This is a genomic window from Pseudomonas sp. HR1 (assembly GCF_030175875.1).
Lineage (GTDB): Bacteria > Pseudomonadota > Gammaproteobacteria > Pseudomonadales > Pseudomonadaceae > Chryseomonas > Chryseomonas oryzihabitans.
This window is the reverse complement of sequence record NZ_JASNRF010000003.1, coordinates 572,086-598,654: the sequence shown is the minus strand read 5'-3', so window position 1 is coordinate 598,654 and position 26,569 is coordinate 572,086. Positions and strand designations below refer to the sequence as shown.

Annotated in this window: 26 protein-coding genes; 11 read left to right on the top strand and 15 right to left on the bottom strand. The window is 68.1% G+C overall.

Annotated elements, in window-relative coordinates:
- Positions 1–69: 69 nt before the first annotated feature.
- The 9 genes from QKY98_RS14165 (at position 70) to QKY98_RS14125 (ending at position 10,165) form a co-directional block, all read left to right on the top strand.
- The gene (locus QKY98_RS14165) at positions 70–2,091 is read left to right on the top strand and encodes a S9 family peptidase (RefSeq protein ID WP_284671096.1); all 2,022 of its coding nucleotides are present in this window, start codon (positions 70–72) and stop codon (positions 2,089–2,091) included.
- A 53-nt stretch (positions 2,092–2,144) separates the two neighbouring features.
- Positions 2,145–2,900 (top strand): SRPBCC family protein, encoded by a 756-nt coding sequence (locus QKY98_RS14160; RefSeq protein WP_044342419.1) that lies wholly within the window; start codon positions 2,145–2,147, stop codon positions 2,898–2,900.
- Positions 2,901–3,117: 217 nt separating this feature from the next.
- Positions 3,118–3,969: a MurR/RpiR family transcriptional regulator gene (locus QKY98_RS14155; protein ID WP_284671095.1), complete on the top strand. Its 852-nt coding sequence runs from the start codon at positions 3,118–3,120 to the stop codon at positions 3,967–3,969.
- Between the two features lie 41 nt (positions 3,970–4,010).
- Positions 4,011–4,586: a D-alanyl-D-alanine dipeptidase gene (gene ddpX / locus QKY98_RS14150; protein WP_074584397.1), complete on the top strand. Its 576-nt coding sequence runs from the start codon at positions 4,011–4,013 to the stop codon at positions 4,584–4,586.
- Between the two features lie 106 nt (positions 4,587–4,692).
- Positions 4,693–6,258, top strand: a complete 1,566-nt coding sequence (locus QKY98_RS14145; RefSeq protein ID WP_284671094.1) for an ABC transporter substrate-binding protein — start codon at positions 4,693–4,695, stop codon at positions 6,256–6,258.
- 48 nt (positions 6,259–6,306) lie between these two features.
- Entirely contained in the window at positions 6,307–7,323 is a 1,017-nt protein-coding gene (locus QKY98_RS14140) for an ABC transporter permease (protein ID WP_068385385.1), read from the top strand.
- A gap of 1 nt (position 7,324) precedes the next feature.
- Complete coding sequence (ddpC, locus tag QKY98_RS14135; RefSeq protein ID WP_027602706.1) at positions 7,325–8,200, top strand: D,D-dipeptide ABC transporter permease; 876 nt, start codon at positions 7,325–7,327, stop codon at positions 8,198–8,200.
- Position 8,201: 1 nt separating this feature from the next.
- The gene (locus QKY98_RS14130) at positions 8,202–9,185 is read left to right on the top strand and encodes an ABC transporter ATP-binding protein (RefSeq protein WP_044342414.1); all 984 of its coding nucleotides are present in this window, start codon (positions 8,202–8,204) and stop codon (positions 9,183–9,185) included.
- Positions 9,182–10,165, top strand: coding sequence for an oligopeptide/dipeptide ABC transporter ATP-binding protein (locus QKY98_RS14125; protein WP_108581368.1), 984 nt, complete (start codon positions 9,182–9,184; stop codon positions 10,163–10,165). The genes QKY98_RS14130 and QKY98_RS14125 overlap by 4 nt, the downstream gene beginning before the upstream one ends.
- Before the next feature lie 8 nt (positions 10,166–10,173).
- Here the strand turns inward: QKY98_RS14125 and QKY98_RS14120 are convergent, their stop codons facing one another.
- The gene (locus tag QKY98_RS14120) at positions 10,174–10,623 is read right to left on the bottom strand and encodes a YcgN family cysteine cluster protein (protein ID WP_007159211.1); all 450 of its coding nucleotides are present in this window, start codon (positions 10,621–10,623) and stop codon (positions 10,174–10,176) included.
- 135 nt (positions 10,624–10,758) lie between these two features.
- Between QKY98_RS14120 and QKY98_RS14115 the strand changes: the two genes are divergently transcribed.
- Positions 10,759–11,355 (top strand): nitroreductase family protein, encoded by a 597-nt coding sequence (locus tag QKY98_RS14115; RefSeq protein ID WP_027596916.1) that lies wholly within the window; start codon positions 10,759–10,761, stop codon positions 11,353–11,355.
- Here QKY98_RS14115 and QKY98_RS14110 read toward each other — a convergent pair.
- From QKY98_RS14110 to rnd, 3 genes are read right to left on the bottom strand one after another with little or no spacing between them, the layout of a single operon-like run.
- Positions 11,340–12,281, bottom strand: coding sequence for a D-2-hydroxyacid dehydrogenase (locus QKY98_RS14110; RefSeq protein ID WP_284671093.1), 942 nt, complete (start codon positions 12,279–12,281; stop codon positions 11,340–11,342). The two genes, QKY98_RS14115 and QKY98_RS14110, sit on opposite strands and share 16 nt — an antisense overlap.
- Positions 12,278–12,580, bottom strand: a complete 303-nt coding sequence (locus QKY98_RS14105) for a YcgL domain-containing protein (protein WP_027596918.1) — start codon at positions 12,578–12,580, stop codon at positions 12,278–12,280. Before QKY98_RS14105 ends, QKY98_RS14110 begins: the two co-directional genes overlap by 4 nt.
- On the bottom strand, positions 12,577–13,731 hold the full coding sequence (rnd, locus tag QKY98_RS14100; RefSeq protein ID WP_284671092.1) for a ribonuclease D: 1,155 nt from the start codon (positions 13,729–13,731) through the stop codon (positions 12,577–12,579). The genes QKY98_RS14105 and rnd overlap by 4 nt, the downstream gene beginning before the upstream one ends.
- A gap of 284 nt (positions 13,732–14,015) precedes the next feature.
- Here rnd and QKY98_RS14095 point away from each other — a divergent pair, with 284 nt between their 5' ends.
- Positions 14,016–15,326 (top strand): OmpP1/FadL family transporter, encoded by a 1,311-nt coding sequence (locus tag QKY98_RS14095; protein ID WP_115946052.1) that lies wholly within the window; start codon positions 14,016–14,018, stop codon positions 15,324–15,326.
- Between the two features lie 103 nt (positions 15,327–15,429).
- Here QKY98_RS14095 and QKY98_RS14090 read toward each other — a convergent pair whose 3' ends face one another.
- The 11 genes from QKY98_RS14090 to cobO form a co-directional block, all read right to left on the bottom strand.
- On the bottom strand, positions 15,430–17,583 hold the full coding sequence (locus QKY98_RS14090; RefSeq protein WP_284671091.1) for a putative bifunctional diguanylate cyclase/phosphodiesterase: 2,154 nt from the start codon (positions 17,581–17,583) through the stop codon (positions 15,430–15,432).
- A 159-nt stretch (positions 17,584–17,742) separates the two neighbouring features.
- Positions 17,743–18,474: an adenosylcobinamide-GDP ribazoletransferase gene (locus tag QKY98_RS14085; RefSeq protein WP_278387450.1), complete on the bottom strand. Its 732-nt coding sequence runs from the start codon at positions 18,472–18,474 to the stop codon at positions 17,743–17,745.
- Positions 18,474–19,025 carry a histidine phosphatase family protein gene (locus tag QKY98_RS14080; RefSeq protein WP_284671090.1) on the bottom strand — a complete coding sequence of 184 codons (552 nt, stop codon included), beginning with the start codon at positions 19,023–19,025 and terminating at the stop codon, positions 18,474–18,476. The genes QKY98_RS14085 and QKY98_RS14080 overlap by 1 nt, the downstream gene beginning before the upstream one ends.
- Positions 19,018–20,076 (bottom strand): nicotinate-nucleotide--dimethylbenzimidazole phosphoribosyltransferase, encoded by a 1,059-nt coding sequence (cobT, locus tag QKY98_RS14075; RefSeq protein ID WP_027596926.1) that lies wholly within the window; start codon positions 20,074–20,076, stop codon positions 19,018–19,020. The genes QKY98_RS14080 and cobT overlap by 8 nt, the downstream gene beginning before the upstream one ends.
- Positions 20,073–20,594, bottom strand: a complete 522-nt coding sequence (gene cobU / locus QKY98_RS14070) for a bifunctional adenosylcobinamide kinase/adenosylcobinamide-phosphate guanylyltransferase (RefSeq protein WP_044342406.1) — start codon at positions 20,592–20,594, stop codon at positions 20,073–20,075. The genes cobT and cobU overlap by 4 nt, the downstream gene beginning before the upstream one ends.
- Entirely contained in the window at positions 20,595–22,046 is a 1,452-nt protein-coding gene (locus QKY98_RS14065) for a cobyric acid synthase (RefSeq protein ID WP_284671089.1), read from the bottom strand.
- On the bottom strand, positions 22,043–23,032 hold the full coding sequence (cobD, locus tag QKY98_RS14060; RefSeq protein WP_284671088.1) for a threonine-phosphate decarboxylase CobD: 990 nt from the start codon (positions 23,030–23,032) through the stop codon (positions 22,043–22,045). The genes QKY98_RS14065 and cobD overlap by 4 nt, the downstream gene beginning before the upstream one ends.
- On the bottom strand, positions 23,025–23,933 hold the full coding sequence (gene cbiB / locus QKY98_RS14055; protein ID WP_027596930.1) for an adenosylcobinamide-phosphate synthase CbiB: 909 nt from the start codon (positions 23,931–23,933) through the stop codon (positions 23,025–23,027). The genes cobD and cbiB overlap by 8 nt, the downstream gene beginning before the upstream one ends.
- Positions 23,930–24,580, bottom strand: coding sequence for a 5,6-dimethylbenzimidazole synthase (gene bluB / locus QKY98_RS14050; protein ID WP_027602691.1), 651 nt, complete (start codon positions 24,578–24,580; stop codon positions 23,930–23,932). The genes cbiB and bluB overlap by 4 nt, the downstream gene beginning before the upstream one ends.
- Positions 24,577–25,875 (bottom strand): cobyrinic acid a,c-diamide synthase CobB, encoded by a 1,299-nt coding sequence (locus tag QKY98_RS14045; RefSeq protein WP_027602690.1) that lies wholly within the window; start codon positions 25,873–25,875, stop codon positions 24,577–24,579. The genes bluB and QKY98_RS14045 overlap by 4 nt, the downstream gene beginning before the upstream one ends.
- On the bottom strand, positions 25,869–26,495 hold the full coding sequence (gene cobO / locus QKY98_RS14040) for a cob(I)yrinic acid a,c-diamide adenosyltransferase (RefSeq protein WP_284671087.1): 627 nt from the start codon (positions 26,493–26,495) through the stop codon (positions 25,869–25,871). Before cobO ends, QKY98_RS14045 begins: the two co-directional genes overlap by 7 nt.
- Between the last annotated feature and the right edge of the window lie 74 nt (positions 26,496–26,569).

Below are 26,569 nucleotides of genomic sequence, written 5' to 3'. Positions count from 1 at the left end.
GAAAGGAGAAGCCTATGATAGCGGTTTTGCCCCGCCCGCGTGTCTTTGCGCGGCGCCCAAGGAGCCCGCATGACCCAAGCCCCCATTGCCCGCCGCGCCCCTGGCGACGATCCCTACGTCTGGCTGGAAAACCGTGACGCCCCCGAGGTGCTGGCGCACCTGGAGGCCGAGAACGCCTACCTGGAAGCCCAGCTGGCACCCGAGGCCGCCCTGCGGGAGCAGCTGTTCGAGGAGATCCGCGCGCGCATTCGCGAGACGGACCTGTCCCTGCCCGTCCCCCGTGGCGACTATCTCTACTATCAGCGTACCCAGGCCGGTGACGAATACGGCCGCAACTATCGCTGCCGCCGCCCGGCCAATGGCGACCTGACGCCCGATCCCGCGACCGAGGAATTGCTGTTCGACGGCAACGCCATCGCCGACGGCGGCTTTCTCTCCGTCGGCCGCTTCACCATCAGCCCGGACCAGACCCGCCTTGCCTACAGCCTCGATCAGGTGGGCGATGAGACCTACCGGCTTTATGTGAAGGAGCTGGCCACCGGCATGGTGACCGAACTGCCCTTCGAGGAATGCGACGGCAGCCTGACCTGGGCCAACGACAGCCGTACCCTGTTCTTTGGCGAGCGCGACGAATCCCATCGTCCGCACAAGCTCTATCGCTATCACCTGGGCGATGGCGAGCCGCAACTGGTTTTTCACGAGACCGATGGGCGCTTCTTTCTCGGCTGCTATCGTTCGAGCTCAGAGCGCAAGCTGCTGTTGCTGTCCCACAGCAAGACCACCAGCGAAGCCTGGGTGCTGGACGCGGACCGGCCGGACGAGGCCTTCGTCTGCCTGGCGCCACGCGAGGAAGGTCACGAGTACTTTCCCGATCATGGCGTCGATGGCTGGTACATCCGCAGCAACCAGGACGGCATCAACTTCGCCCTCTACCAGGCCGCCGAGAGCAGTCCCACCCGCGCGCACTGGCAACTGCTGGTGCCCCACGACCCCGAGGTGATGCTGGAGGATGCCAGCCTTGGCGCCCACGCCCTGGTGCTCAGCCTGCGTACCGCCGGACTGCCGACTCTGGAGGTCCGCCCCTACGGCCAGGCGCCCTATCGTGTCGACCTGCCGGACGAGGTCTACAGCCTGGATGCCATGGACGTGCTGGAATTCGCCAGTCCGGTCATGCGCCTGCGCTACGAGGCGCTCAATCGCCCCGCCGAGATCCGCGAACTGGACCTGGCCAGCGGCACCCAGCGGGTGCTCAAGCAGGTCCCGGTGGAGGGTCCGTTCGATGCCGACGCCTACGAGAGCCGCCGCCTATGGGCCACCGCCGCCGATGGCACCCGCATCCCCATCAGCCTGGTCGGTCGTCGCGACCTGCCGCAGAGCACGCCGCTCTATCTCTACGGCTACGGCGCCTATGGCCACAGCCTCGATCCCTGGTTCTCCCACGCCCGGCTGAGCCTGCTGGATCGCGGCGTGCGCTTCGCCATCGCCCATGTCCGCGGCGGCGGCGAACTGGGTGAAGCCTGGTATCGCAGCGGCAAGCTGGAACACAAGCAGAACACCTTCGACGACTTCATCGCCTGTACCGAGCATCTGCTGGGACAGGGCCTGACGACCCCGCAACAGGTGGTCATCAGCGGTGGCAGCGCCGGGGGCCTGCTGATCGGCGCGGTCGTCAACCAGCGGCCCGAACTCTATGCCGCCGCCATCGCCGAGGTGCCCTTCGTCGATGTGCTCAACACCATGCTCAAGCCGGATCTGCCACTGACCGTGACCGAGTACGACGAATGGGGCGATCCGAACGAGCCGGAAGTGCGCGTACGCATCGCCGGGTACGCGCCCTATGAAAACGTGAAGGCCCAGGCCTATCCGGCCATCCTGGCGGTGGCGGGCTATCACGACACCCGGGTGCAGTACTGGGAAGCCGCCAAGTGGGTGGCGCGGTTGCGCGAGCGGCGGACCGATCAGGCGCCCCTGCTCCTGCTCAAGACCGAATTCGGCGCCGGCCACGGCGGCATGAGCGGGCGTTACCAGGCCTTGCGCGACGTGGCCCTGGAATACGCCTTCGTCTTCCGGGTACTGGGCCTGACCGGCTAGGGAACGGCGGGGGCTCTGGGCAGGTCTTTTCCACAGCTAAAGGAGAATCTGCCATGCACCTAGATGCCCCCACTCCCCCTCTCGCTCCTCCGCCTCGCGACGCCGCTGCCATCAAGGGCGTCGAACGCCTGGCCTCCGTGGCCGGCGGTGGTCTGCTGATCAGCCGCGGCCTGGCGCGTGGCGGTCTGCTCGGCCTGCTGACCGGCGCCACCGGCGCCTGGCTGCTGAAACGTGGCTTGCGCGGACACTGCTCGATCAAGAGTACCCTGACCAAGGTGCGTTTCGAACGCGACGTCCGCCGTTCGCTGGCCTGGCATTCGGCGGCCTCCCAGACCCGCCGGGTCGTCATCGCCCGCCCCCGCGATGAGCTCTATCGCTTCTGGCGCGACTTCTCCAACCTGCCGATCTTCATGCGCCATATCGAGCGCGTGGACGTGCTCAACGACCGCTACTCCCACTGGGTGGTCAAGGCACCCATGGGGCGTTTCGAATGGGACGCCGAAGTCACCGACGACATCCCCGGCCAGTTGATCGGCTGGCGCTCGTGCGGTTACGCCGGCCTGAACAACCTGGGCTGGGTCAGCTTCGCCGACGTGCCCGGTGGCACCGAGGTGACGGCGGTCATGGCCTACGAGCCGCCAGCCGGTCGCCTCGGCCATCTGTTCGCCCGACTGTTGCGCCGCGACCCTGGCACCCGCATCGCCCAGGACCTGGCCGAGCTAAAGATCCTGCTGGAACGTGCCCATGCGGTCGGCGATCGCTACGGCGCCGTCGAGCGCACCTCGCACATGGAGTCGCCGCTGGGTTGACCTCCGGCTGTGCCGCGGCGTCTCGCTCGGGACGCCGCCACCCTCCTCCCGAGCCGTTGAGCCGCTACTGGCTTATCTCCTAACGACCCCCAACACCGCTTTGCGACACTTCGGTGACAACCGGCGTGTCGCCGCTTGCGACGCCTGGAAAACCAATGTTAGCTTTCGAACAATGGAGCGCTTAATGACAGCTCGATAACATAGCAGGCCATCTGGTGTGACCAAGCCACTTTTCTTCCAAGCCCTCGAAGGCGCCTTCGCCGACCTCACCCCCACTGGCAAACGCGTCGCCGGCTACCTGTTGGCCAATCCGGAGAAGTTGCCCTTCGAGACCGCCGACAGCATCGCCCAGCGCACCAACACCACCGGTATCTCCGTGGGTCGGCTGCTGCGCTCGCTGGGCTATCGCAACCTCGACGACGTCAAGCAGAGCCTGAGAGACGAAGGCCTGGAAGCCTGGCGCATCACCGACCGCTTCAGTGCCTTTCGCCAGCAGAGCGGACGCAGCGATGCGCTGGACCGTTCCCTGGCCGCCGAGCTCGCCGCCATTGAGGACGTCTACCAGTTGGCCCGCGGCCCGGTGTTCGAACAGGTGGTCCAGCAGCTGACCGGCGCGGACGCCGTCTTCATCGCCGGCATCCAGACCACCCGCGGGGTGCTCGGCAGTTTCCACAGCCTGCTGGAATACATCCGTCCCAAGGCCTTCTACGTCGATGGCCTGTCGGGCACCTACGCCGACATCTTCAACAGCGGCTTCGCCCGTCCCTACCTGGTGGTGGCCGACTTCCGCGCCTATTCCAGCGTGACCCGCAAGCTCTGCGAAGCCGCACGTGATGCTCAGCTGCCCATGGCGCTGATCACCGACTACCACTGCCCCTGGGCCCGGGATTACCCCGCCGACCTGCTGCAGCTGCGCCTGGATGTCGACCAGTTCTGGGATTCCCTGGCCCCGCTGGCCTGCCTGCTCAACCTGCTGGTGTCAGCGGTGGCGGATCACTCGGGTGATGCCCTGGAACAACGGCTGGCCAGCAACCGCGCCCTGCAGCAGCGCTTCGGGCAATTCGAATGAGCCCTGGCCCTCTTCTTCACCCCAAGGAAGCACCCCGTACCGTGAACCATCCAGAACTCGTCGAGATCGACGCCCACCACTACGGCGTGGACATTCACCTGGTCTATGCGACCGCCGACAACCTGGCCGGCAAGGTGCTCTACCAGGACGCCCACTGCCTGCTGCACCGGGATGCCGCCGCCCGCCTGCACCGCGCCAGCGCGCTGGCGCAACAGGCCGGTCTGCGTCTGCAGGTGCTGGATGCCTACCGCCCGCCCTATGCCCAGCAACTGCTGTGGCGGGTGCTGCCCGATGCCCAGTACGTGAGCGATCCGGCGCAGGGTTCGCACCACAGCCGCGGCGTGGCCGTGGACGTGACCCTGCTCGACGAGGCCGGCGAGCCGCTGGACATGGGTACCGGCTTCGACGACATGCGCGAGCTGTCGCACCTGTTCAATCCGGCGCTGCCCGCCGCCGCCCAGCGCAACCGCCTGCTCCTGCTGGGCATCATGCAGAGCGCCGGCTTCACCTTCATCCCCAGCGAGTGGTGGCACTTCGAACTGCCCGACGCCCGCCGTTATGCGCTGATCGACTACCACCATCTCAGCCCGGAGGAACTCGCCGCCCTGCTGAACTGATCCTGCCGGTGACCGGGTCATTCGAATCCGGCGCCGCGAGCCCTTCGCTCGACCACCTTGCCCACTGCCGAAACACCCATAAACCCAAACAATCCGAGGTACCGGCATGTTCTCGTCTTCGCGCACCTGCGTTTCATCGGCGTCCCGCGTGCTCGCCCTGGTTTCCCTGCTGGGCCTCGGCGCCTGGCAACCGGCCAGTGCCGCCACCGCGACCGACACCCTGGTCATCGGCAAGCCTGCGGATCTGCAGACCGTCGACCCGGGTGTGACCTTCGACAACAACGACTGGACCGTGACCTATCCGGCCTACCAGCGCCTGATGCGCTACAAGGTGGAAGACGGCAAGGGCAGCACCGACGTCGAGGGCGACCTGGCCAGCGGCTGGGCCGTCTCCCCCGACAACCTGGTGTGGACCTTCACCCTCAAGCCAGGCAACAAATTCGACGATGGCAGCGAGGTCACCGCCGAGGCGGTCAAGTTCTCGGTCGAGCGCCTGATGAAGCTCAAGCAGGGCCCGTCCAGCATCTTCCCGGCGGACATGACGGTGACCGTGGTGGATCCGCAGACGATCAGATTCACCCTGCAGAAGCCCTTCGCGCCCTTCCTCTTCGCCCTGGCCCACGACGGCGCCAGCGTGATCAACCCCAAGGTGGCCAGCACCCACGGCAAGGACGTGGACGCCTGGCTGGCCGGCCATACCGCCGGCTCCGGCGCCTATCGCCTGGCGGCCTGGCAGAAGGGCCAGTCGCTGACCCTGGAGCCCAACCCGCATTACGCCGGCAAGGTACCCACGCTCAAGCAGGTGGTGATCCGCATCATCGCCGAGCCTTCGGTACGCCGCCTGCAACTGGAACAGGGCGATCTGGACATCATCGAGGACCTGCCCGAAGACCAGGTCAAGGCCCTGGCGCAGAAGTCCGGTTTCGTCACCACCGCCTACCCCTCGCTGCGGGTGACCTACCTCTACCTCAACAACAGGCGCGCGCCCATGAACGATGTGAATGCGCGCAAGGCGGTGGTCGATTCCCTCGACTACCAGGGCATCGTCGAAGGCATCGCCATGGGCAAGGCCAAGCTCATGAACGGCCCGATCCCGGACGGCATGTGGGGGCATGACCCGAGTCTGCCAATGCCCAGGCAGGACCTGGAAGCGGCCCAGGCCGCCCTGGGCAAGGCGCCCAAGGTGCGGGAGCTGCAATTCCTCTACTCGGACAAGGATCCGGCCTGGGAGCCCATCGGCCTGACCCTGCAAGCCGGCCTGAGCACCCTCGGCGTCAACTTGAAGATGGAGAAGCTGGCCAACGCCACCTTCCGCGAACGCCTGGGCAAGGGCGATTTCGACGTCGCCATCGGCAACTGGAGTCCGGACTTCGCCGATCCCTACATGTTCATGAACTTCTGGTTCGACAGCACCAATGCGGGGCTGGCGGGCAACCGCGCCTTCTACAGCAATCCCAAGGTGGACCAGCTGCTGCGCGACGCCGCCAGCGTCAGCGACGTGGCCCAGCGCAAGGCGCTGTACCAGGACGCCCAGAAGATCGTGGTGGGCGACGCCGCCTACGCCTACCTCTACCAGAAGGCCTACACGGTGCCGATGCGCGCCGCGGTCAAGGGGTACGTGTTCAACCCCATGCTCGAGCAGGTCTTCGATTTCGCTGCGATGTCCAAGTAAGGGCGATGGGTGCCGGCGCGTTCCGGCACCTGCCCCGCGAGGTATGCCATGGCCTTCTTCCATCTGCTGCGCAAGCAGCTGACCGATATCCTCATCGTGGTGATCGGGGTGTCCCTGATCACCTTCGTCATCTCCCACCTGATCCCGGGCGATCCGGCGCGGCTGATCGCCGGCGAGCGGGCCAGTGACGAAATCGTCGCCGGTATCCGTCAGCAGCTGGGTCTGGACCTGCCGCTCTACCAGCAATACTTCCGCTACATGGGGGACCTGCTGCAGGGCGATCTGGGCCAGTCGATCCGCACCCATCGGCCGGTGCTGGAAGACCTGCAGCTGTTCTTTCCGGCCACCCTGGAGCTGGCCCTGGCCGCGCTGCTGCTGTCGATCCTGATCGGCGTGCCGCTGGGCGTGCTCTCGGCGGTCTACAACAACCGCTGGATCGATCACATCAGCCGTACCCTGGCGGTGGCCGGCATCTCCACCCCGGCCTTCTGGCTGGGCCTGGGGCTGATCGTGCTGTTCTATGGGCACCTCGGCTGGCTGCCCGGCGGCGGGCGCCTGGACCAGGGGCTGACGCCACCGCCCACGGTGACTGGCTTCTATCTGATCGACACCCTGCTGGCGGGCGATCTCACCGGCTTCGTCAGCGCGGCCAGGCACCTGCTGCTGCCGGCGGTGACCCTGGCCTTCGTCAACCTGGGCGTCATCACCCGGCAGATCCGTGGCGCCATGCTCGAGCAGCTGGGCGAGGACTATATCCGTACCGCCCGCGCCTATGGCCTGTCGCAGACCACCGTGGTGCTGCGCCACGCGCTGCCCAATGCCCTGATTCCCTCCATCACGGTAATCGGCCTGGCCCTGGGCGACCTGCTCTATGGCGCGGTGCTCACCGAGACCGTATTCGCCTGGCCGGGCATGGGCGCCTACGTGGTCAAGTCGATCCAGGCGCTGGATTTCCCGGCGGTCATGGGCTTTGCCATCGTGGTGTCCTTCATCTACGTCCTGCTCAACCGCTTCATCGACCTGCTCTACCGGCTGGTCGATCCCCGCATCGGCAAGGTGAACTAGCATGACGACCCTGACCGCCTCGCGCCCCGGCTGGCGCGAGCAGACCGCCTGGCTGGCCTGGCGCATCCGCCGCAATCCGCTGATGCTCACGGGGCTGGCGATCACCCTGCTGGTGCTGCTGTGCATGGTCGCCGCGCCCTGGCTCGCGCCCTATCAGCCCAACGCGCTGAAACTCACCGCCCGCCTGCAGCCACCCAGTGCCCTGCACTGGTTCGGCACTGACGAAGTGGGTCGCGACCTGCTCAGCCGGGTGATCTACGGCAGCCGCCAGTCGGTGGGCGTCGGCCTCTTCGTGGCCTTTGCCGCCTGCGCCATCGGCGGGCTGCTCGGTTGCCTGTCGGGCATCGTCGGCGGCGCCTTCGATCGCCTAATGATGCGCCTGATGGACATCATCCTCTCGGTGCCTTCGCTGGTGCTGATCATGGCCCTGGCCGCCGCCCTCGGGCCGAGCCTGTTCAACGCCATGCTGGCCATCACCCTGGTGCGCATCCCCTTCTATGTGCGCCTGGCGCGCGGCCAGACCCTGAGCATCCGCCAGCTGGCCTACGTCCAGGCGGCGCGCACCTTTGGCGCCGGCAAGTGGCACCTGGTGCACTGGCACGTGGCGCGCAACGCCCTGCCGCCGCTGCTGGTGCAATTCAGCCTGGACATCGGCAACGCCATCCTCATGGCCTCGGCGCTGGGCTTCATCGGCCTGGGTGCCCAGCCGCCCACCGCGGAATGGGGCGTGATGGTCGCCAGCGGCCGCAACTTCATCCTCGACCAGTGGTGGTACTCGACCTTCCCGGGCCTGGCGATCCTGGTCACCGCCATCGGTTTCAACCTGCTGGGCGATGGCATCCGCGATCTGCTCGATCCTCGCCAAAAGGGCAAATGACATGGGCCAGCCCGTTCTGCACATCGACCAGTTGAATCTGGAATTTCCCGGCTTTCGCAGCAGCGCCAAGGCGCTTAACGGCGTCAGCCTGAGTGTGGCCCCCGGCGAGATCGTCGGCGTGGTGGGCGAGTCCGGCTCGGGCAAGTCGGTCACCGCCATGCTCACCCTTGGCCTGTTGCCCCCCGGCAGCTACCGGGTCACCGGCGGCAGCGTCAACCTGGTGGGCCACGACATGCTCGCCTTGAGCGAGCGCCAGCTGATGGAAGTTCGCGGCCGCGAGGCGGCGATGATCTTCCAGGAGCCGATGACCGCGCTCAATCCGACGCGACGCATCGGTCGCCAGCTGCTGGACGTGATCCGTCGCCATACCGCGCTGGATGCCGCCCAGGCCCGCGCCAGGGCGATCGAGTTGCTCAAGGACATGCACATCGCCGACCCCGAGCAGATCCTCGAACGCTATCCCTTCGAACTGTCCGGCGGCATGCGCCAGCGCATCATGATCGCCCTGGCCTTCTCCTGCGATCCGCAGCTGCTGATCGCCGATGAGCCGACCACTGCGCTGGACGTCACGGTGCAGCGCCAGGTACTGCTCCTGCTGCGCGAGAAGGCGCGGGCGCGGGGCACCGCCATCCTGCTGATCACCCACGACATGGCGCTGGTCTCGCAATTCTGCGACCGCGTCTATGTGATGTACGCCGGCGGCATCGTCGAACAGGGAGCCACCGCGGCGGTCATGCAGGCCCCCCGGCATCCCTATACCCAAGGCCTACTGGCCTGCCTTCCGGAAAAGGCGGTGCCGGGCAGCGATCTGGCCAGCATCCCCGGACAGGTGCCCAACCTGGCCCAGCTGCCTGGTGGCTGCAGCTTCAAGGAGCGTTGCAGCCGGCGCCATGAGCGCTGCGAGACACGCCCTGCGCTGCTGCCGACGGACACCCCCGATCACCTGAGCGCCTGCTGGCTGCAGGCAGAGGACGCCCCGGCATGAACACCCTTTCTCCGCCCGCCGTACCCTTGCTGGAGCTCAAGGGCATCGAGGTTCGCTATCCGGTGGGCCGCGACTGGCTCGGGCGCACCAAGGGCCAGGCCCATGCCCTCAACGGCATCGACCTACGGCTCTTTCCCGGCGAAACGCTGGGCGTGCTCGGTGAATCCGGCTGCGGCAAGAGCACCCTGGCCCAGGTCCTGATGGGGCTGGTGGCGCCGGTGAGCGGCACCCTCGCCGGCGCCGCCCGTGGCGAACGCAACATCCAGATCGTCTTCCAGGACCCGCAGTCCTCGCTGGACCCGCGCCTGCCGGTATGGAAGCTGATCACCGAACCGCTGGTGGTGCGGGGTCGCAGCTCCTCTGCCGAATTGCGCGCCCTGGCCGAGCGCCTGGCGCTACAGGTCGGTATCCGTCCCGAATACCTGGATCGCTACCCGCACCAGTTCTCCGGCGGTCAGCGCCAGCGCATCGCCATCGCCCGGGCGCTGTCGTCGGATCCGGACATCATCATCCTCGACGAACCCACCTCTGCGCTGGACATCTCGGTGCAGGCACAGATCCTCAACCTGCTGGCCCAGCTGCAACGGGAACGCGGCCTGACCTTCGTGCTGATCTCCCATAACGTCTCGGTGGTACGCCATCTGGCCGACCGGGTGGCAGTCATGTACCTGGGGCAGATCGTCGAACTGGGGGCGGCGGCTGAGGTGCTGGAACACCCGAGTCATCCCTATACCCGGCTCTTGCTGGAGGCAGTGCCGCGCCTGGATCAGCCGCTCACCGGCGATGCCGCCGCGCAACGTACCGAGTTGCCGGGCAACCGGGTGCTGCCGAGCGGCTGCTTTTTTCGGGATCGCTGTCCCCAGGCGGGTACCGGTTGCGAGCACCCTCAGGCGCTGTTGCCAGGCAGGTTGGCGGAGGTCCGCTGCCATCGGGCGGCGGGTCTTACGACGCCGTTACGGAACAGCCCGGCGGTGGTCTGAGGCCGGGATCAGCCCGCGCGAAAGATCAGATAGTCTTCCCAGTCGTCTTCGGCGACCTGGGTCTCGCTCAGCATGCGGCCGGACTGGGAGATGCCGGCCTTGTGCACCGCCTCGGGGTCGTCGCAGATCAGCGGGTGCCATTCCGGCAGGTCCTTGCCTTCGGCCACCAGGCGATAGCCACAGGTGGGCGGCAGCCAGGCGAACTGGTCGGCCTGGGCGGGAGTGAGCTGGATGCAGTCGGGGACGAAGCGGGTGCGCTCGGCGTAGCGGCTGCACTGGCAGGTCTTGAGATCCAGCAGCTTGCAGGCGATGCGCGTGTAGTAGACGGCGCCATCGTCCTCGTCTTCGAGTTTCTGCAGGCAGCACAGGCCACAGCCGTCGCACAGCGACTCCCATTCCTGGGCATCGAGCTGGTCGAGGGTCTTGCGCTTCCAGAACGGCTGGGTGATGGCGGCCATGGCGGGGATCGTGGCAAAGAGAGGGGGCGCGCAGTCTAGTGCCGCACGCCGCGAGCGCCAAGCACCGTTCGCGCCCTTGTCGACTCCGCCCGGCCGGATTACCGTGCCGGATTCCCTTTCCTCCGTGGTGAAGCCATGACCAGCACCAGCCGTACTCCGCAATACCCCGTCGACGCGCAATTCGTGCAGCGCTGGTCGCCGCGCGCCTTCGAACCGGTCGCCATCGAGGAAGAGACGCTGCTCGGCTTCATCGAGGCCGCGCGCTGGGCGCCCTCCGCCTTCAATGCCCAGCCCTGGCGCTTTCTCTATGCACGGCGTGGCGATGCCCACTGGGAGCTGTTCCTGAGTCTGCTGGCCGAATTCAATCGTGGCTGGGCGCAACACGCCTCGGCCCTGGTGATCATCCTGTCGAAGACCACCCTGCTGCGTGCCAGCAGCGGTGAGGAGGTCCCCTTCCCCAGCCACAGCTTCGATGCAGGTGCGGCCTGGGCCTACCTCGCGCTGCAGGCGACCAATGCCGGCTGGCACGCCCACGGCATGGCCGGGATCGACCGCGAAGGCATTCAGCGCGAACTCAAGGTGCCGGCGGCGTTCAAGGTCGAGCTGGCGGTGGCCATTGGCAAGCTGGGCGACAAGGCCAGCCTGCCGGAGTCCCTGCAGGGGCGCGAGCTGCCCAGCCCACGCCTGACGGTCGAGGAGCTGGCGGTGGCCGGCCCCTATACCTTCGGCTGAGCGGCGAGCTCGACGGCGCCGCGCAGGGGCTGCCCCTGTTGCAGGCGCTGGAGATTGTCGAGGAACAACCGGACGGCCGCCGCCGGTGGCGTGGGTCCGGCGACATGGGCGGTGAGGTGCAGATTGGGCGTCTGCCAGAAGGGATGCTCGATCGGCAGCGGCTCCTGACGGAACACGTCCAGCACCGCGCCAGCTAGGTGGCCGCTTTCCAGCGCGGCGATCAGATCGGCATCCACCACGCTGGTGCCGCGTCCGGCATTGATGAACAAGGCGCCAGCAGGCACGGCGGCGAAGAAGGCCGCGTCGTAGAGATCGCGGGTGCTGGCGCTGTCCGGCAGCAGATTGACCACGAAATCGGCCTCCCGCGCCGCCTGGTGCAGCTCTGAGAGCGGCACCACCCGCGCAAAGCCAGGCAGGGTCCGCGCACTGCGGGCGACGCCGGTGAGGCTCATGCCGAACGGCGCGAACAGGCGGGCGATGTCCTGGCCGATGTCCCCTGCCCCGACCAGCAACAGGCGCCGTCCGGCGAGGGTGCCTGGCGCCCGGGTATCCCAGCGTCCTTCCCGCTGACTGAGCTGACGCGTCGCCACCTGGCGCTCATGCTGCAGCAGATAGGTCAGGACGTATTCGCCGATGCTCTGACCGAACAGACCCACCGCCCGGCTGAAGCGATAGTCGCATGGCAGCTCCGCGGCCAGCAGCGGCGCATAGCCGGCCCAGGTGGATTGCAGCCAGAGCGGCTTGACGCCCTGGCGCAGCAGGGCCGCAGCGCGATCGGGTTGGCCGAGCCAGTAGCACGGTTGCTGCGCCAGACGCACGGCCGCGGCCGGGTCCGCCGGCACCTGCAGGTCCAGCTCCGGCGCCAGCTGGCGCCAGGCATCGACATAGCCGGCCGGCGCGTCTTCCAGCAGCAGGACGGCGGTCATAGCGGATCGTTGAGACGCAGCAACTCTTCGGGCAGGTGCTCGATGTAGTCGTCGCGCTCCAGCTCCGGCGGAGGCATCTGCAGGTGGTAGCCCTGCTTGGCGATGTTCTCGAGGACCTTGGCGACGTCTTCTCGTGCCAGTTTGCGCTCGGGGGTCAGCACGAATTCGAAGGCCAGTGCCGGCGGGCCGAAGGCCGTGAGCAGGCCCTCGGGGACAGGTGTCAGGCCCTTGAGCTTGTCGACATACAGGTACATTTCCGGCTTGCGCGGGCTTCGGTAGATGGAGCACAGCAATTTCATGGGGTGTCTTCCAGGGGCGCCGGCGGGGTGCGCTGCGCCTGCAGGTGATCGAGAAGGGCCAGGCCGAAGCGCTCGCGACGCCAGCCCCGCAGGTTGTCGGGCAACTGATAGTCGCCATCCGGCCAGCCGGTGCGCAGCAGGGCTTCGAGCACCTTCTTGCGCAGCATCAGTTCCGGCGCCATGCCCAGGGCCTCGGCATCCCGTTCGCCGATGGCGCGCAGGGCCTTGAGCAGCGGCGACGCCTCGTGAGGCAAGGGCTCGGACTGCAGCGCCGGCCATTGCTCGGCTGGGGTGGCCGCGCCTTCGGCGATCAGCGCCAGCAGGGTATCGCCATCCTGGCGCACGGTACGCGGGTGCATGTCGTCGATGCGCGCGAGGGCCTGCTTGTCGGTGGGCTGGAAACGCGCCAGCGGCCACAGCGAGCGTTCGCGCAGGACATGGTTGCGCGGCTGGTCGCGCTCGCGGGCCTGGACCTCGCGCCAGTGGCAGAGCACCCGCAGCACCGCCAGTTGCTGACGCGACAGGCGCCAGGCCAGCTTGACGTCGCGATAGGCTTCCCAGGGATCGCTGACGCGGCGCAGATTGGCCACCAGCTCGGCGCCATCCTCCAGCAGCCAGGCCCGCCGCTGGTCATCCAGCCGCGCATCGAGATAGAGGTAGACGTCGACCAGATAGGTCACGTCGGCCGCCGCATAACGCTCCTGCAGCGGCGTCAGGGGGCGTTGCAGCCAGTCGGAGCGGGTCTCGTCCTTGGGGATGTCGATCTTGAGCACTTCGGCGACCAGCCGCGAATACCCCATGGAATGCGCCAGGCCCAGATAGGCCGCCGCCAGTTGGGTGTCGTACAGCGGCTGGGGCAGGCTGCCGGTCAGGCGCAACAGCACTTCCAGGTCTTCGCTGCAGGCGTGCAGCACCTTGACCACGGCCGGGTCCTCCAGCAGCGCGGCGAAGGGTGTCCAGTCGCCGATGCACAGGGGATCGACCAGGTAGGCCTGTTCGCCGTCGCCGATCTGGATCAGGCCGGCCTTGGGATAGAAGGTGTCGACCCGCATGAATTCGGTGTCGAGGGCGATGAAGGGCAAGGTCTGGCAGCGCGCGCAGAGGGCGGCCAGCGCCGCGTCGTCGCGGATCCAGTGAGGGGCAGAAGTCAAGGGCGCACTCCGAACAGATGAGCCGACAGTATAAGCCACCCTGGCACGATCTTCGGTGCCGCTCGACCCGCCTTTCCGGTACCGGAACGCATGGCATTCAGCGCCTTTCCAGGCGGGTTCGTCGGATGAACGCCGGCTGACCGCCCCGAACCAAACGTGACCGAATAGTTTTTTTTGTATTCGCAAGCAGGGCCTGCTAAAAGCTGAGTGTGCGCAGGTACTCACTCGGACTTGGGAATCCGCGGAGGTAAGCGCTTCTCGCCTTTCAATGGAGCTGCAAGAGCATGAAAACAATAAAACTGACCCTACTTGCATTGGCCGTTTCGAGCGCTTCCGGCTATGCCCTGGCGAACGGTCTGGCTATCAACGAACAAAGTGTCAGCGGGATGGGTACTTCCTTCGCCGGACGCTCTTCCTCCGCGCAGGACGCCTCCACCATCTATGGCAACCCGGCCGGCATGTCGCGCCTGGGTCGCGAGGTGTCCCTGGGCGGCGCCTATATCCACGCCAAGGTAGACATCAAAGACGTAAACGCCCGCTACGCCAGTGGCGCGCAGGTACCTGGTAGTAACGATGGCGACATGGTGCCCAACTCGGTGGTGCCCTTCGGCTACTTCGTGACCCCGGTGGATGACCGCCTGCACTTCGGCCTGGGTGTGTATGTCCCCTATGCGCTGATCAGCAACTACGAGCACGCCTTCCAGGGTCGCTACCAGGGTCAGGCGAGCAAGGTGGAAGTCATCACCATCCAGCCCACCGTCAGCTACAAGATCACCGACAAGGTCTCCATCGGCTTCGGTCCGACCATCAACCGCATCGAAGGTAAGCTCAACAGCAACTTGACCGCGGGTGCCTTTGGCGGCGGCGACGCCCAGGTCAAGATCGACGGCGACGACACAGCCTATGGCTACAACGTCGGCGTCCTGGCTGACCTTACCGACGACCTTACCTTCGGCCTGACCTACCACTCCAAGGTCAGTTACAAGCTCAAGGGCCATACCGAGGTCAGTGGCGCTGGTAGTGCCAACCCGACCTTTAACGCCCTGCTCGGTCGCCTCAACGGCAAATACGATGGCAGTCTGAACCTAACCCTGCCGGAAAGCACCGACGCCTCTTTTACCTATCGGATGAACAACGACTGGACCCTCTATGCCGGTGCCACCTGGACCCGCTGGAGCCGTCTGCAGGCCATCACAGTTGAGAACGAAGGCACCCCTACCCTGCCGGCTCCCATCGGTAATCGCCTGGGCGAGGTCACCGAGGAATTTAATTGGAAGGACACCTGGTCCTACGCTGTGGGCGCGGCCTACCAGCTGAATCCGCAGTGGGTACTGCGCGCCGGTATGGCGCTCGACCCCTCGCCGGTGGACAACGCCGACCGCAACGTGCGCGTCCCAGTGGGTGATCGCAAAACCTTCTCCCTGGGCGCGGGCTGGTCCCCGACCAAGGAGATGACCATCGACGTGGCCTACGCCTACCTATGGGAAGACAATGTCAAGGTCAACCGCGCGCCCGATGCCCTGCGTGGCGGTTACAGCGCCAAGTACGACAACAGCGCCCACGGTCTGGGTGCCCAGCTGACCTACCGCTTCTAAGCATCAGGGTCCGCTAGCGAAGCCGCCGCTAGGCGGTTTCGTGCTTTTCAGGCTATCGATCGAGCTACGGCTACCTGCAGCGACGGCTGAAACTGGTATCAGGCTAAGCCCTGAGCGCCCAGAGGCCCTGTTCCTGCTCGGCGTACCAGCGCTGGAAGTCGTCCAGCGACAGGGCACCGGCCACCAGTTGGCCCTGGATCTGGTCGCAGCCCAGATCGGTGAGCACCTCCAGGGCCTGGCGGGTTTCCACGCCTTCGGCCACCACCCGCAGGCCACGCAACTGGCCCAGCTGGACCAGCAGCCTGATCACCTCCTGGTCCCCGGGCAGCTGGCAGTGCTCGATGAACTGGCGGTCGATCTTCAGCTCGTCGATGGGAAAGCTGCTCAGGCAGGCCAGCGAGGAATGCCCGGCGCCGAAGTCGTCCAGCGACAATTCGAAACCCATGGCCTTGAGCTGGCGCAGGCAGTCGAGCACCTGCACCGGATTGCTCATGGCGCGGGATTCGGTGATTTCCAGGCAGAAGCCGGCGGCCATGGCGCCGGTCTCGTCCAGCAGCCGGCCGATGCGGGCGATGAAGGCCGGGTGCTCGAGGTCCAGCAGCGACAGATTGACGTTGAGCTTGAGGGCGCCCAGCTGCCGCTCCCGTTGCAGGCGCATGCAGCGCTCCAGCACCCAGAGGGTGATGTCGCAGATCTTGCGACTCTGTTCGGCGATGCCGACGAAGGCGTCCGGCTTGAGCAGGCCCAGTTCCGGATGCTGCCAGCGGATCAGCACCTCGGCGCCCTCGACGCGGCCGTCGGGCAGCGCGATCTTGGGTTGCAGATAGAGCCGCAGCTGATCGTGGTCCACGGCCAGGTCCAGGGCGTCGAGCATGGCGATGCCGAGCTGCCGCTGACGCTCCTGGTCCGGATCATGGAAGGCGAAGGGCAGCTGGCGCCGGCGCGCGTCCTGCAGCGCGGTCTCGGCGTTGGCCAGCAGGGCTTCGGCGCTGCCGCCATGCTCTGGGTAGCAGGCGATGCCAAAGGTGATGCGCAGGGACACCCGCTGGTTGCCGCTGACGAAGGGCTTCTCCACCAGGTTGCGCAGCGACAGCAGCGCCGCTTCTGCCGAGGCGTCGTCGAACCAGGGCAGCAAGAGGACGAAGGTATCGGCGCCGATCCGCGCCACGCCATTCTCTTCCGGCGCCGCGACCCGCAGCCGGCGGGCCAGGTGGCGCAGGATCTTGTCGCCGCCTTCCTGGCCGAGCAATTCGTTGATGTTGCGGAAGTTGGCCACGTCCAGCAGCAGCACGGCGAAGCGTCCGGCCGCGGCGCGCTCGATGCGCTGGCGGATTTCCAGCACCAGCCGCACCTGATTGGGCAGGCGGGTGAGCATGTCGCGAAAGGCCAGCTGGCTGATGCGCCGCTCGCGCGCGGCCAGGGCGGCGCCCATTTGGTTCATGGCGCGGCCCAGCCGGCCGACCGGATCACGGCCTTCCTTGAGCCCTAGCTGATAGTCACCGTCGGCGATGCGTTCGGTGGCCTGCCCGAGACGGGCCAGATAGCGATTGAGCGCGCCAGCCAGAATCCGGCTGACCAGGGCGCCCATCGCGAAGATGATCGCCCCTATGAGCAGCGAATCCAGCAGAGCCGACTGCTCCGCCGCTGCTATTCCTTCCATGAACATGTCCGCCCCTATGACGACTGCTTGCCCGTCCTGCCCTGGAATGGCCAGGAACAGGGAACGGAAACTGCCAAAGTTATCCTGGTACTCCGCGAAACGCGGTTGATGATCGGCAAACACCGCACCGAGTTCCGGGGGTGCCTGATCGTAGAGCTGGCGATAGTCGCCGAAGTAGCCGACGCGGATTTCCTCCTCGTTGGCCGAATCCATGATGAAGCGAAAGTCTGACCCTTCCTTGACGAAGGCATAGAGCGAGGCCAGTCCGGCCTTGCGGGCATAGCGATCCAGGGTGACAAGCGTCCGCTGGTAGCGCTCCGGGTCCGCCTTGGCCGGGTCCTGCAACTGGGCGAGATAGTCTTCGCCGAGGATCTCCGGCAGCGCCAGGGCCGCGCTCATCAGGCGATAGTCGATGCTCTGGCTGCTGGCGTCGCGCGCCTGGCGATAGCTGTGCAGGGTGAACAGCAGGGTACCCAGGGCGTCCACCAGGATGAACGCCAGAAAGAACTTGGCGAACAGGCTGCGAGGCTTGAGGCGGAGCCGCGACGCGGGGGCGACTTCCCGGGGCGAGGCGGCGCTGTGAGGCGCATCGGTCATTGGGGCTCCTTGTCCAGCTGACGACGACTCCCTCTGGATCCGCACGTGCCGAGGTGGCTTCGCTGGGCGCGCAACCAGGCGCCTTATTAACCCGTTAACCCGGGTCGTTCAAGGACGGAGATCGCAAAATCCCGGGTATCTCACGCTTGGGCCGATTTTTCAGCCCAGCGTTAGGGCCAGCGCGACCAGCACCCCGGCTTCGACGATCTCCAGCAGGGCGCCCGCGGTATCGCCCGTGGTACCGCCAAGCCGCTGGCGCAGGGCGCGACGCACCAGCAGCGCGATCCCGGCGGTCACCAGCAGCGCGGTCAGGCCCTGGGGTAGCAGGACCATGCCCAGAGCCCCCAGCAACAGCACCCGGACCAGGACCTTCCGCGGCAGGTGACGACTGAGCAGCTCGCCCAGACCGCCAGGGCGCACATAGGCGGTGGTCAGCAACAGCCAGGGCAATGCCAGGCGACCGGCCAGTGGCGCCAGCCACAGCGCGGCTGGCGCGTGGGGCAGAAGCACCACCAGGGCGCTCCACTTGAGCAGCAGGGTCAGCAGCAGCGCCAGCACGCCCATGGGGCCGCAGGCCGGATCCTTCATGATGGCCAGGGTCCGCTCGCGGTCACCGTAGCCGCCGATCCAGGCATCCGCCGTGTCGGCCAGGCCGTCCAGATGCAGGCCGCCGGTGAGGACCACCCAGCCGGCCAGCACCAGGGCCGCCTGCAGCAAGACACCGCCCGACGCCCCCAGCCAGGCGATCAGACTGAGCAGCGCCCCCAGCAGCAGGCCCACCGCCGGATACCAGAGCACCGAGCGGCCGACGGCCGCGGCGGGCGGCATGCCGGGCAGGCGCACCGGCAGACGGGTCAGAAACTGCACGGCGATCAGCAGCGGCAGCGGCATCAGCCCTCCTCCAGCGTCACCGGCCGCAGGGTCGCGTAGGGCGCCTCGACCTGCAGCAGGTCCTTGGGTGGCAGCCCCCGCTGGCGGGCCAGCAGCAGGCGGATGACGCCGCCGTGGGTGACGATCAGACTGCGCCGGCCCTGCAGCCGTGGCCGCCAGCGGGCCACCGCGCCCAGGACCCGCGTGGCGAAGGCCGCCACGGGTTCGCCCCCGGGCGGGGTGTAGGCATAGGGATCGGCCCAGAAGCGACCCAGGGCCTCTGCCTGGTCCTGCATGAGTTCGGCGGCGTTACGGCCTTCCCAGGCGCCGAAATCCAGTTCGCGCAGATCGGCTTCCACCGCCAGCTCGGCGCCCTGCTCCGCCGCCAGCCACTCGGCGAAGCGCGCGCAACGTTGCTGCGGCGACGTCAGGATCAGCTCGAAAGGCGGCTGCGGGGCGACGGCGGCGCGCAACTGCGCCCAGCCGTGTTCCGCCAGCGGCGGATCGAGGCGTCCGCGAAAGCCTTCGGGGCCTTCGGTGACGCCATGGCGCAGCAGCCAGCAGTCAGTCATGGGCGCGACTGGAGACGCTGGCTTCGGCGAAGGTCGCCATCTCGCTGTGCAGGCGGCAGGACAGCTGCAGCAGCGGCACGGCCAGGGCCGCGCCGCTGCCTTCGCCCAGGCGCAGGCCGAGATCCAGCAGGGGTTCGCCGCCCAGCGCCAGCAGCACTGCGGCGTGGCCGGGCTCGGCGCCACAGTGGGCGAACAGCAGCCAGTCGCGGGTATCGGGTTGCAGGTGCTGGGCGCAGAGGGCTGCCACCGAGCAGATGAAGCCGTCGACCAGGGTCGGCAGGCCCTGCTGGGCGCAGGCCATATAGGCACCGGTCAGGGCGGCCAGCTCGAAGCCGCCCAGGCGGCGCAGCAGTTCGTAGGGATCCTCCAGGGCGTCGCCATGGCGCAACAGGGCGCGCTGGATGACCGCCACCTTGCGCGCCACGCCATCGGCGTCCAGCCCGGTCCCGGGGCCGGCCAGGGCCAGCGGCGAGGTATCCAGCAGCACGCTGGCAATGGCGCTGGCGGCGGTGGTGTTGCCGATGCCCATCTCGCCACCGATGAACAGGTCGGCGCCGCCGGCACAGGCGCGCAGGACGGCGTCGCGACCGGCCAGCAGCGCCGCCTGGCACTGGTCATGGGTCATGGCCGGGGTCAGGGTGAAGTTGGCGGTACCGCGCCCCAGGGGCAGGTCGATGACGCCGGGCAGGGCTTCCAGGGGCGTGACGGTGCCCAGGTTGATGACTTCCAGAGCAGCATCCAGTTGCCGGGCGAGCACGCTGATGGCTGCCCCGCCGCAGACGAAGTTGCGCACCATCTCGGCGGTCACCGACTGCGGATAGGCCGAGACGCCCTCTTCCACCACCCCGTGATCACCGGCGAAGACCGCGATGGCGGTGCGCTGCAGCAGCGGCCGCGGCGTGCCCTGCAGGGCCGCCAACTGGATGGCCAGCACTTCCAGATCACCGAGCGAACCGCTCGGCTTGGTCAATACCGTCTGCCGCTGGCGTGCGGCTTCGGCCGCAGCGGTATCGGGTTGGCGGCAGGGTCCTTGCCACCAGGGCATGCTCATAGCGGGGTTCCTTTGAGGGTCAGGGGGAGACCGGCGACGGTCAGCACCACGCGCTCGCAGCGCGCGGCCAGGGCCTGGTGCAATTCGCCAGCGGCATCGACGTAACGGCGGGTCAGCTCGCCCAGCGGGACGACGCCCAGGCCGGTCTCGTTGCTGACGAAGATGAGGTGACCGGGCAACTGCGGCACGAGCTCGAGCAGCTCCGCGCAGGCACGATCGAGGCGCTGGGGATCGTCGAGCAGGAGCAGATTGGTCAGCCAGAGGGTCAGGCAGTCCACCAGCAGGCAGCGCTCCGGCGCCGCCAGGGCCGCCAGGCGTTCGGCCAGCGCCAGGGGTTCTTCCACCAGCGCCCAGTGCGCCGGCCGGCGGGCGGCATGGCGCTCGATGCGCCGCGCCAGCTCGGCATCGCTGCCACCGGCAGTGGCGATATAGGTGACGGCAAGGCCGGACTCGGCGGCCAGGCGCTCGGCCAGGGCGCTCTTGCCGGAGCGCGCGCCACCGAGGATGAATTCACGCATCTAGAGCTCGCAGAGGGCGCGCAGGCGCCCGGTGTCCAGGTGGTGTTCGACCAGATCGGCCAGGCGCTCCAGATCCCGTTCGCGCAGGGCGTGGTAGTCCAGCTGCCGCGGCTCGGCCAGGCCGGCCCAGCGCAGCAAGGCGACGCTGGCGGCTGGCGACTCGAACAGGCCGTGCAGGTAGGTGCCCAGCACCTGGCCGTCGGCGCTGAGGCTGCCGTCGACGCGGCCATCGGCGAAGCGCAGTACCGGGCGCTCCAGGGCCGGGCCCTGGCTGACGCCGGCATGGATCTCGTAGCCGGCCACCTCGGCATTGCCGTCGTTCAGCCAGCCCTGCACGTTGCGCAGCTGCTTTTCCGCCGCCAGTTCGGTGGTCATGGCCAACAGGCCCAGACCGGCGCTGTCACCCGGTGCGCCTTCCAGCCCGAGGGGATCGGCGATCCGCTCGCCAAGCATCTGGAAGCCGCCGCAGATGCCCAGCACCCGTCCCCCGTATCTCAGGTGACGGGCGATGGCCATGTCCCAGCCCTGGGCGCGCAGGAAGGCCAGGTCGCCGCGCACGCTCTTGGAGCCGCCGAGGATGATCAGGTCGGCAGCGGGCAATTCCTCGCCCTGGCGGACAAACAGCAATTCCACCTGGGGATGCAGGCGCAGGGGATCGAAATCGGTGTGGTTGCTCAGCCGCGGCATCACCGGCACCGCCACCCGCAGGCGCGGTCCCTGCTTGGCGACCTGGCCGGTGGCCAGGCGATCCTCGGCTTCCAGGTGCAGGTCGTGCAGATAGGGCAGCACACCGAACACCGGCTTGCCGGTACGGGCTTCGAGCCAGTCCAGCCCGGGTTGCAGCAGGGCCAGGTCGCCGCGGAAGCGATTGATGATGAAGCCGGCGACGCGCGCCTGTTCGCTGGGTTCGAGCAGGTCCAGGGTGCCGACCAGATGGGCGAAGACGCCGCCGCGGTCGATGTCCGCCACCAGCAGCACCGGGCAGTCCACCGCCTCGGCGAAGCCCATGTTGGCGATGTCGCCCTGGCGCAGGTTGATCTCGGCCGGCGAACCGGCGCCTTCCACCAGCACCACCTGATAGCGCTCGGCCAGCCGCGCATGGGAGGCCAGCACCGCTTCCCGCGCCACCGGCTTGTAGGCGTGATAGGCCTTAGCATCCATGCTGGTGACGGCGCGACCATGGATGATCACCTGGGCGCCGACATCGGTATTGGGCTTGAGCAGCACCGGATTCATGTCGGTATGGGGCGCCAGGCCACAGGCCTGGGCCTGGACCGCCTGGGCGCGGCCGATCTCGCCGCCATCGGCGGTCACGGCGCTGTTGAGCGCCATGTTCTGCGGCTTGAAGGGCACCACGGCCACGCCCTGGCGATAGAGCCAGCGGCACAGGGCGGCCACCAGGGTGCTTTTGCCGGCGTCGGAGGTCGTGCCCTGCACCATCAGCGTACTCATAGGGGACTCCGGTAGCTGGCGAGGCCCTGGTCCAGGCGCTGCCAGCCGGCCTCGTCGCCGGGCAGACCGAATCTCAGGGCGCCAAGCGCGGGAAACAGACGGGTCAGGATGGCCTGGCGGGCCAGGTGTTCGTGCAGATCCGCGACATCCGGGCGCTGCAGCAATTGAAAGAGGGCGCAGCTGCCGCTGGGCATCAGGGCGTGACGGGCGAGCACCGCGGCCAGGCGCTCGCCGGCCTCGAGCAATGCCTCGCGCTGACGCTGCTGGCCCGACTGATCGGCCAGCAGTTGCCGGGCGAGATAACGACTGGGGCCGTTCACCGTCCAGGGCCCCAGCTGCTCGTCCAGGCGCGCCAGCAGGCTCGGCGCCGCCAGCACGAAGCCCAGGCGCAGCCCGGCCAGTCCGAAGAACTTGCCAAAGGAGCGCAGCACGATCAGGCCGGGCAGATCGCTGAAGGGTGCAAGGCTTGCCCCCGGGGTGGGATCCATGAAGGCCTCGTCCACCACCAGCCAGCCACCCCGGCGTTCGAGCCGGGCGTGCCAGTCCAGCAGCCGGGCGGGCGACAGGCGCTCGCCGGTGGGGTTGTTGGGATTGACCACCACCACCACGTCCAGCTGGTCGAGATGAGTCGCGATGCCTGTCTCGTCCCACTCCAGCACCTCGTGCCCGGCGCGACGCCAGGCCAGGGCATGCTCGGCATAACAGGGCGCCAGCACCGCGACCCGCGCGGCTGGACGCAGGGTCGGCAGCGCCTGGATGGCGGCCTGGGAGCCGGCCACCGGCAGTGCCGCGCTGGCCCGGTAGCAGGCGCAGGCGGCTTCCACCAGGCCGTCGTCGGGCTCGGGCAGCCGTGCCCAGGCGCTGGCGGGAATCTCCGGCAGCGGCCAGGGCCAGGGGGCCAGGCCGGTGGACAGGTCCAGCCAGTCGCCCAGGGGAATGTCGTAGGTGCGCGCCGCGCGCCTCAGGCGACCGCCATGCTCAAGCAAGCAACAACCCTCCCAGGGCGATCAAGGCAGTCCACAACCAGGCGCCACGGCGGACCAACTTCAGGGCGCGGGTGATGGCCAGGAAGGTCGGCGCCGGACCACGGCCCAGCACCGGGCGCTCGTGCCACTCGCCGTGGTAGCGGGCCGGACCGCCCAGGCTCACGCCCAGGGCACCGGCACCGGCCGCCATCACCGGGCCGGCGTTGGGGCTGTCCCACAGCGGCGCCTGGGTCCGCCAGCTTTCGATGGCGCTCCAGAAACGGCCGAGGCCGGCATAGGTCAGGGCCACCAGGCGCGCAGGGATATAGTTGAGGACATCGTCCAGCCGCGCCGCGGCCCAGCCGAAACGCTCCAGGCGCGGCGTGCGATAGCCCCACATGGCATCCAGGGTATTGGCCAGGCGATAGAGCACCACGCCGGGTGCGCCGAGCAGGGCGAACCAGAACAGCGCGGCGAAGACGGCATCGCTGCCATTCTCCAGCACCGATTCGGTGGCGGCGCGGGCCACGGCGGTCTCGTCCAGCTCGCTGGTTTCGCGACTGACCAGATAGCCGACCCGACGCCGCGCCTCGGGCAGGTTGTTGCGTTGCAGGGCGCGCGCCACCGGCTCGGCGTGCTCGCCCAGGCTGCGCAGTCCCACGGCCAGATACAGCGCCAGGGGCTGGATGATCCAGGCCAGCCAGCCGATCTGGCAGAGCAAGGCGGTGAGCAGCACCCAGGGCAGCACGGCCAGGCTCCAGGCCATCACGCCATGGCTTCGCCAGCCGCGCCCGCCGGGATTGAAGCGGGCCTCTAGGCTATCGGCCAGGCGGCCGAACAGGACCAGGGGGTGGGCGCGGCGGGGTTCGCCGAGCAGCAGGTCGAGCAGCATGCCGCCGACGACCGCGAAGGCCAGCATCATGGCTTCTGGCCCCAGCGGTTCTCGAAGACCAGTTCCTCCAGCGGCCGCCCCTGGCGCCAGCCCTCCTCTTCCAGCATGGGCCGCGGGTAGAAGGCTTCCACCGGCCCCAGGCAGAGGATGGCCGCCGGCTGGGCGCCTTCCGGCATCTCCAGCAGGCTGCGCACGGCTTCCGGTTCGAACAGCGACACCCAGCCCATGCCCAGGCCTTCGCAGCGGGCCGCCAGCCAGAGATTCTGGATGGCGCAGGACAGCGAGGCGAGGTCCATCTCCGGCAGGGTACGGCGGCCGAAGACGTGGGCTTCGCGGCCGTCCATGAGCGCCGCCACCAGCACCTCGGCGCAGTCGAGGATGCCCTGCACCTTGAGCTTCATGAAGTCGTCACTGCGCTCGCCAAGGGCCTCGGCGGTGGCGCAGCGCTCTTCTTCCACCAGTTCGTGCAGGCGCTGGCGCAGGGCCGGATCGCTGATGCGCAGGAAGCGCCAGGGCTGCATCAGCCCGACGCTGGGCGCCTGGTGCGCAGCGCCCAGCAGACGGGCCAGTTGTTCGGGAGGCACCTCGCCACCGCAGAAATGGCGCATGTCGCGGCGCTCGGCGATGGCTCGGTAGACGGCGGCTTGTTCGGCGGGGGTATAGGGGGTCGTGGTCACGGCTTGAGCATCGCGGCGGCCGCGGCGGGTGCCGACGGCATGTAGAAGTGAATATAGCTGGCGGTGAGGCGACCGTCTCGGTAGACCGCCTCGGCCACCGCCTTGCCGTTGGGGCACAGCCCGCGCGCCCAGGGCGTCTCGGGTGACTCCAGGGCGGAGTGGTGATAGGTGTGGCCGCGCAGGGTGCCCTGCGCGAAATCCACCGACTGCAGGGCCAGGGCCGTGAGTCGCGCCTGCATCCGCGCGCTGCCCGGCAGCAGTCCGAGCAGGCTGGCGGATTCGCCGGCCTTGTCGGTCAGTTCGTCGAGCAGATAGAGCATGCCGCCGCACTCGGCGAGGATCGGCTTGCCCGCCGCATGATGGGCGCGGATGGCCGCGCGCATGCCCAGGTTGTTGGACAGCGTCTGCAGGTGCAGCTCGGGATAGCCGCCCGGCAGATAGAGGCTGTCCACCGCCGGCAGCGTCGTGTCGGCCAGCACGGAAAAGAACTGCAACTCGGCGCCCAGGGCGCGCAAGAGATCCAGGTTGGCCTGGTAGATGAAGGCCAGCGCCGCGTCCCGGGCCACGCCAATCCGCACTCCGGCCAGCAGTGGCTCGACCGCGGTCGGCTCCGGCGCGGCGAAGGCCACCGGCGGCGGCAATTCGATGTCGGAACTGGCGCCCAGGGCATCGGCCGCCATGTCCAGACGGCGATCCAGGTCGGTGACCTCATCGGCCTGGATCAGCCCCAGGTGACGACTGGGCAATTCGATGCCGGCATCGCGCGGCAGACTGCCAAAGAAGGTCATGCCAGCCGGCAGGCTGCCGCGGATCAGCTGGGTCTGCCGCGGACTGCCGCTGCGGTTGGCCAGCACCCCGGCGAAGGGCAGACTCGGCCGGTAATGGGCGAGGCCATAGGCCAGGGCGCCAAAGGTCTGCGCCAGTCCGGCGGCGTCGATCACGCCCAGCACCGGTACGCCAAAGCGCTCGGCCAGGTCGGCGGCCGAGGGCTGGCCGTCGAATAGCCCCATGACGCCTTCGATGAGGATGAGATCCGCCTCCCCCGCCGCTTCCCACAGCAGGCGCCGGCTCTCGGCCTCGCCGATCATCCACAGATCGAGCTGATAGACCGGCGCGCCGCTGGCGCGGGCCAGGATCATCGGATCGAGAAAGTCCGGGCCGCACTTGAACACCCTTACCCGCCGCCCCTGGCGGGCATGCAACCGGGCCAGGGCGGCGGTGACGCTGGTCTTGCCTTGACCCGAGGCCGGGGCGGCGATCAGCAGCGCCGGGCAATGCCGCGTCTCGCCTACCATTCGATGCCCTGCTGGGCGCGGACGCCGGCCTGGAAGGCGTGCTTGACCAGACTCATGTCGGTCACGGTGTCGGCGGCCTCGACCAATGCCTGTGGCGCACCGCGGCCGGTCACCACCACGTGCTGATGAGCCGGACGCCCGGCCAGGTCGGCCAGCACCTGGTCGACCTCCAGATAGCCATGCTTGAAGGCGATGTTGAGTTCGTCCAGCAGCACCAGGCCGATGGCCGGATTGCGCAGGAGCTCCACCGCCACCGCCCAGGCCGCGGCCGCCGACTGCAGGTCGCGGGCCCGGTCCTGGGTGTCCCAGGTGAAGCCCTCGCCCATGACGTGGTAGCGCACCTCGTCCGGGAACCGCTTGAAGAAGAGTTGCTCGCCGGTATCGCGGCGGCCCTTGATGAACTGCACCACGCCCACCTTCATGCCGTGGCCGAGGGCGCGCGCCGCCATGCCGAAGGCGGAGCTGCTCTTGCCCTTGCCGATGCCGGTATGCACCAGCAGCAGGCCGCGTTCGTCCTGGGCTTCGGCGATGCGGGCGTCGATCACCGCCTTCTTGCGCACCATGCGCGCGCGGTGGCGCTCGTCGCGCTCGGGGCTGGTCGAATCGGGGATGTCGGTCATGGGCGGTTCTCCGGGTGCGGGCGCGGCGGAGAAACGGGCAGAGACGCCGCCCGCGCGAGGCAGGGGGCGACGCC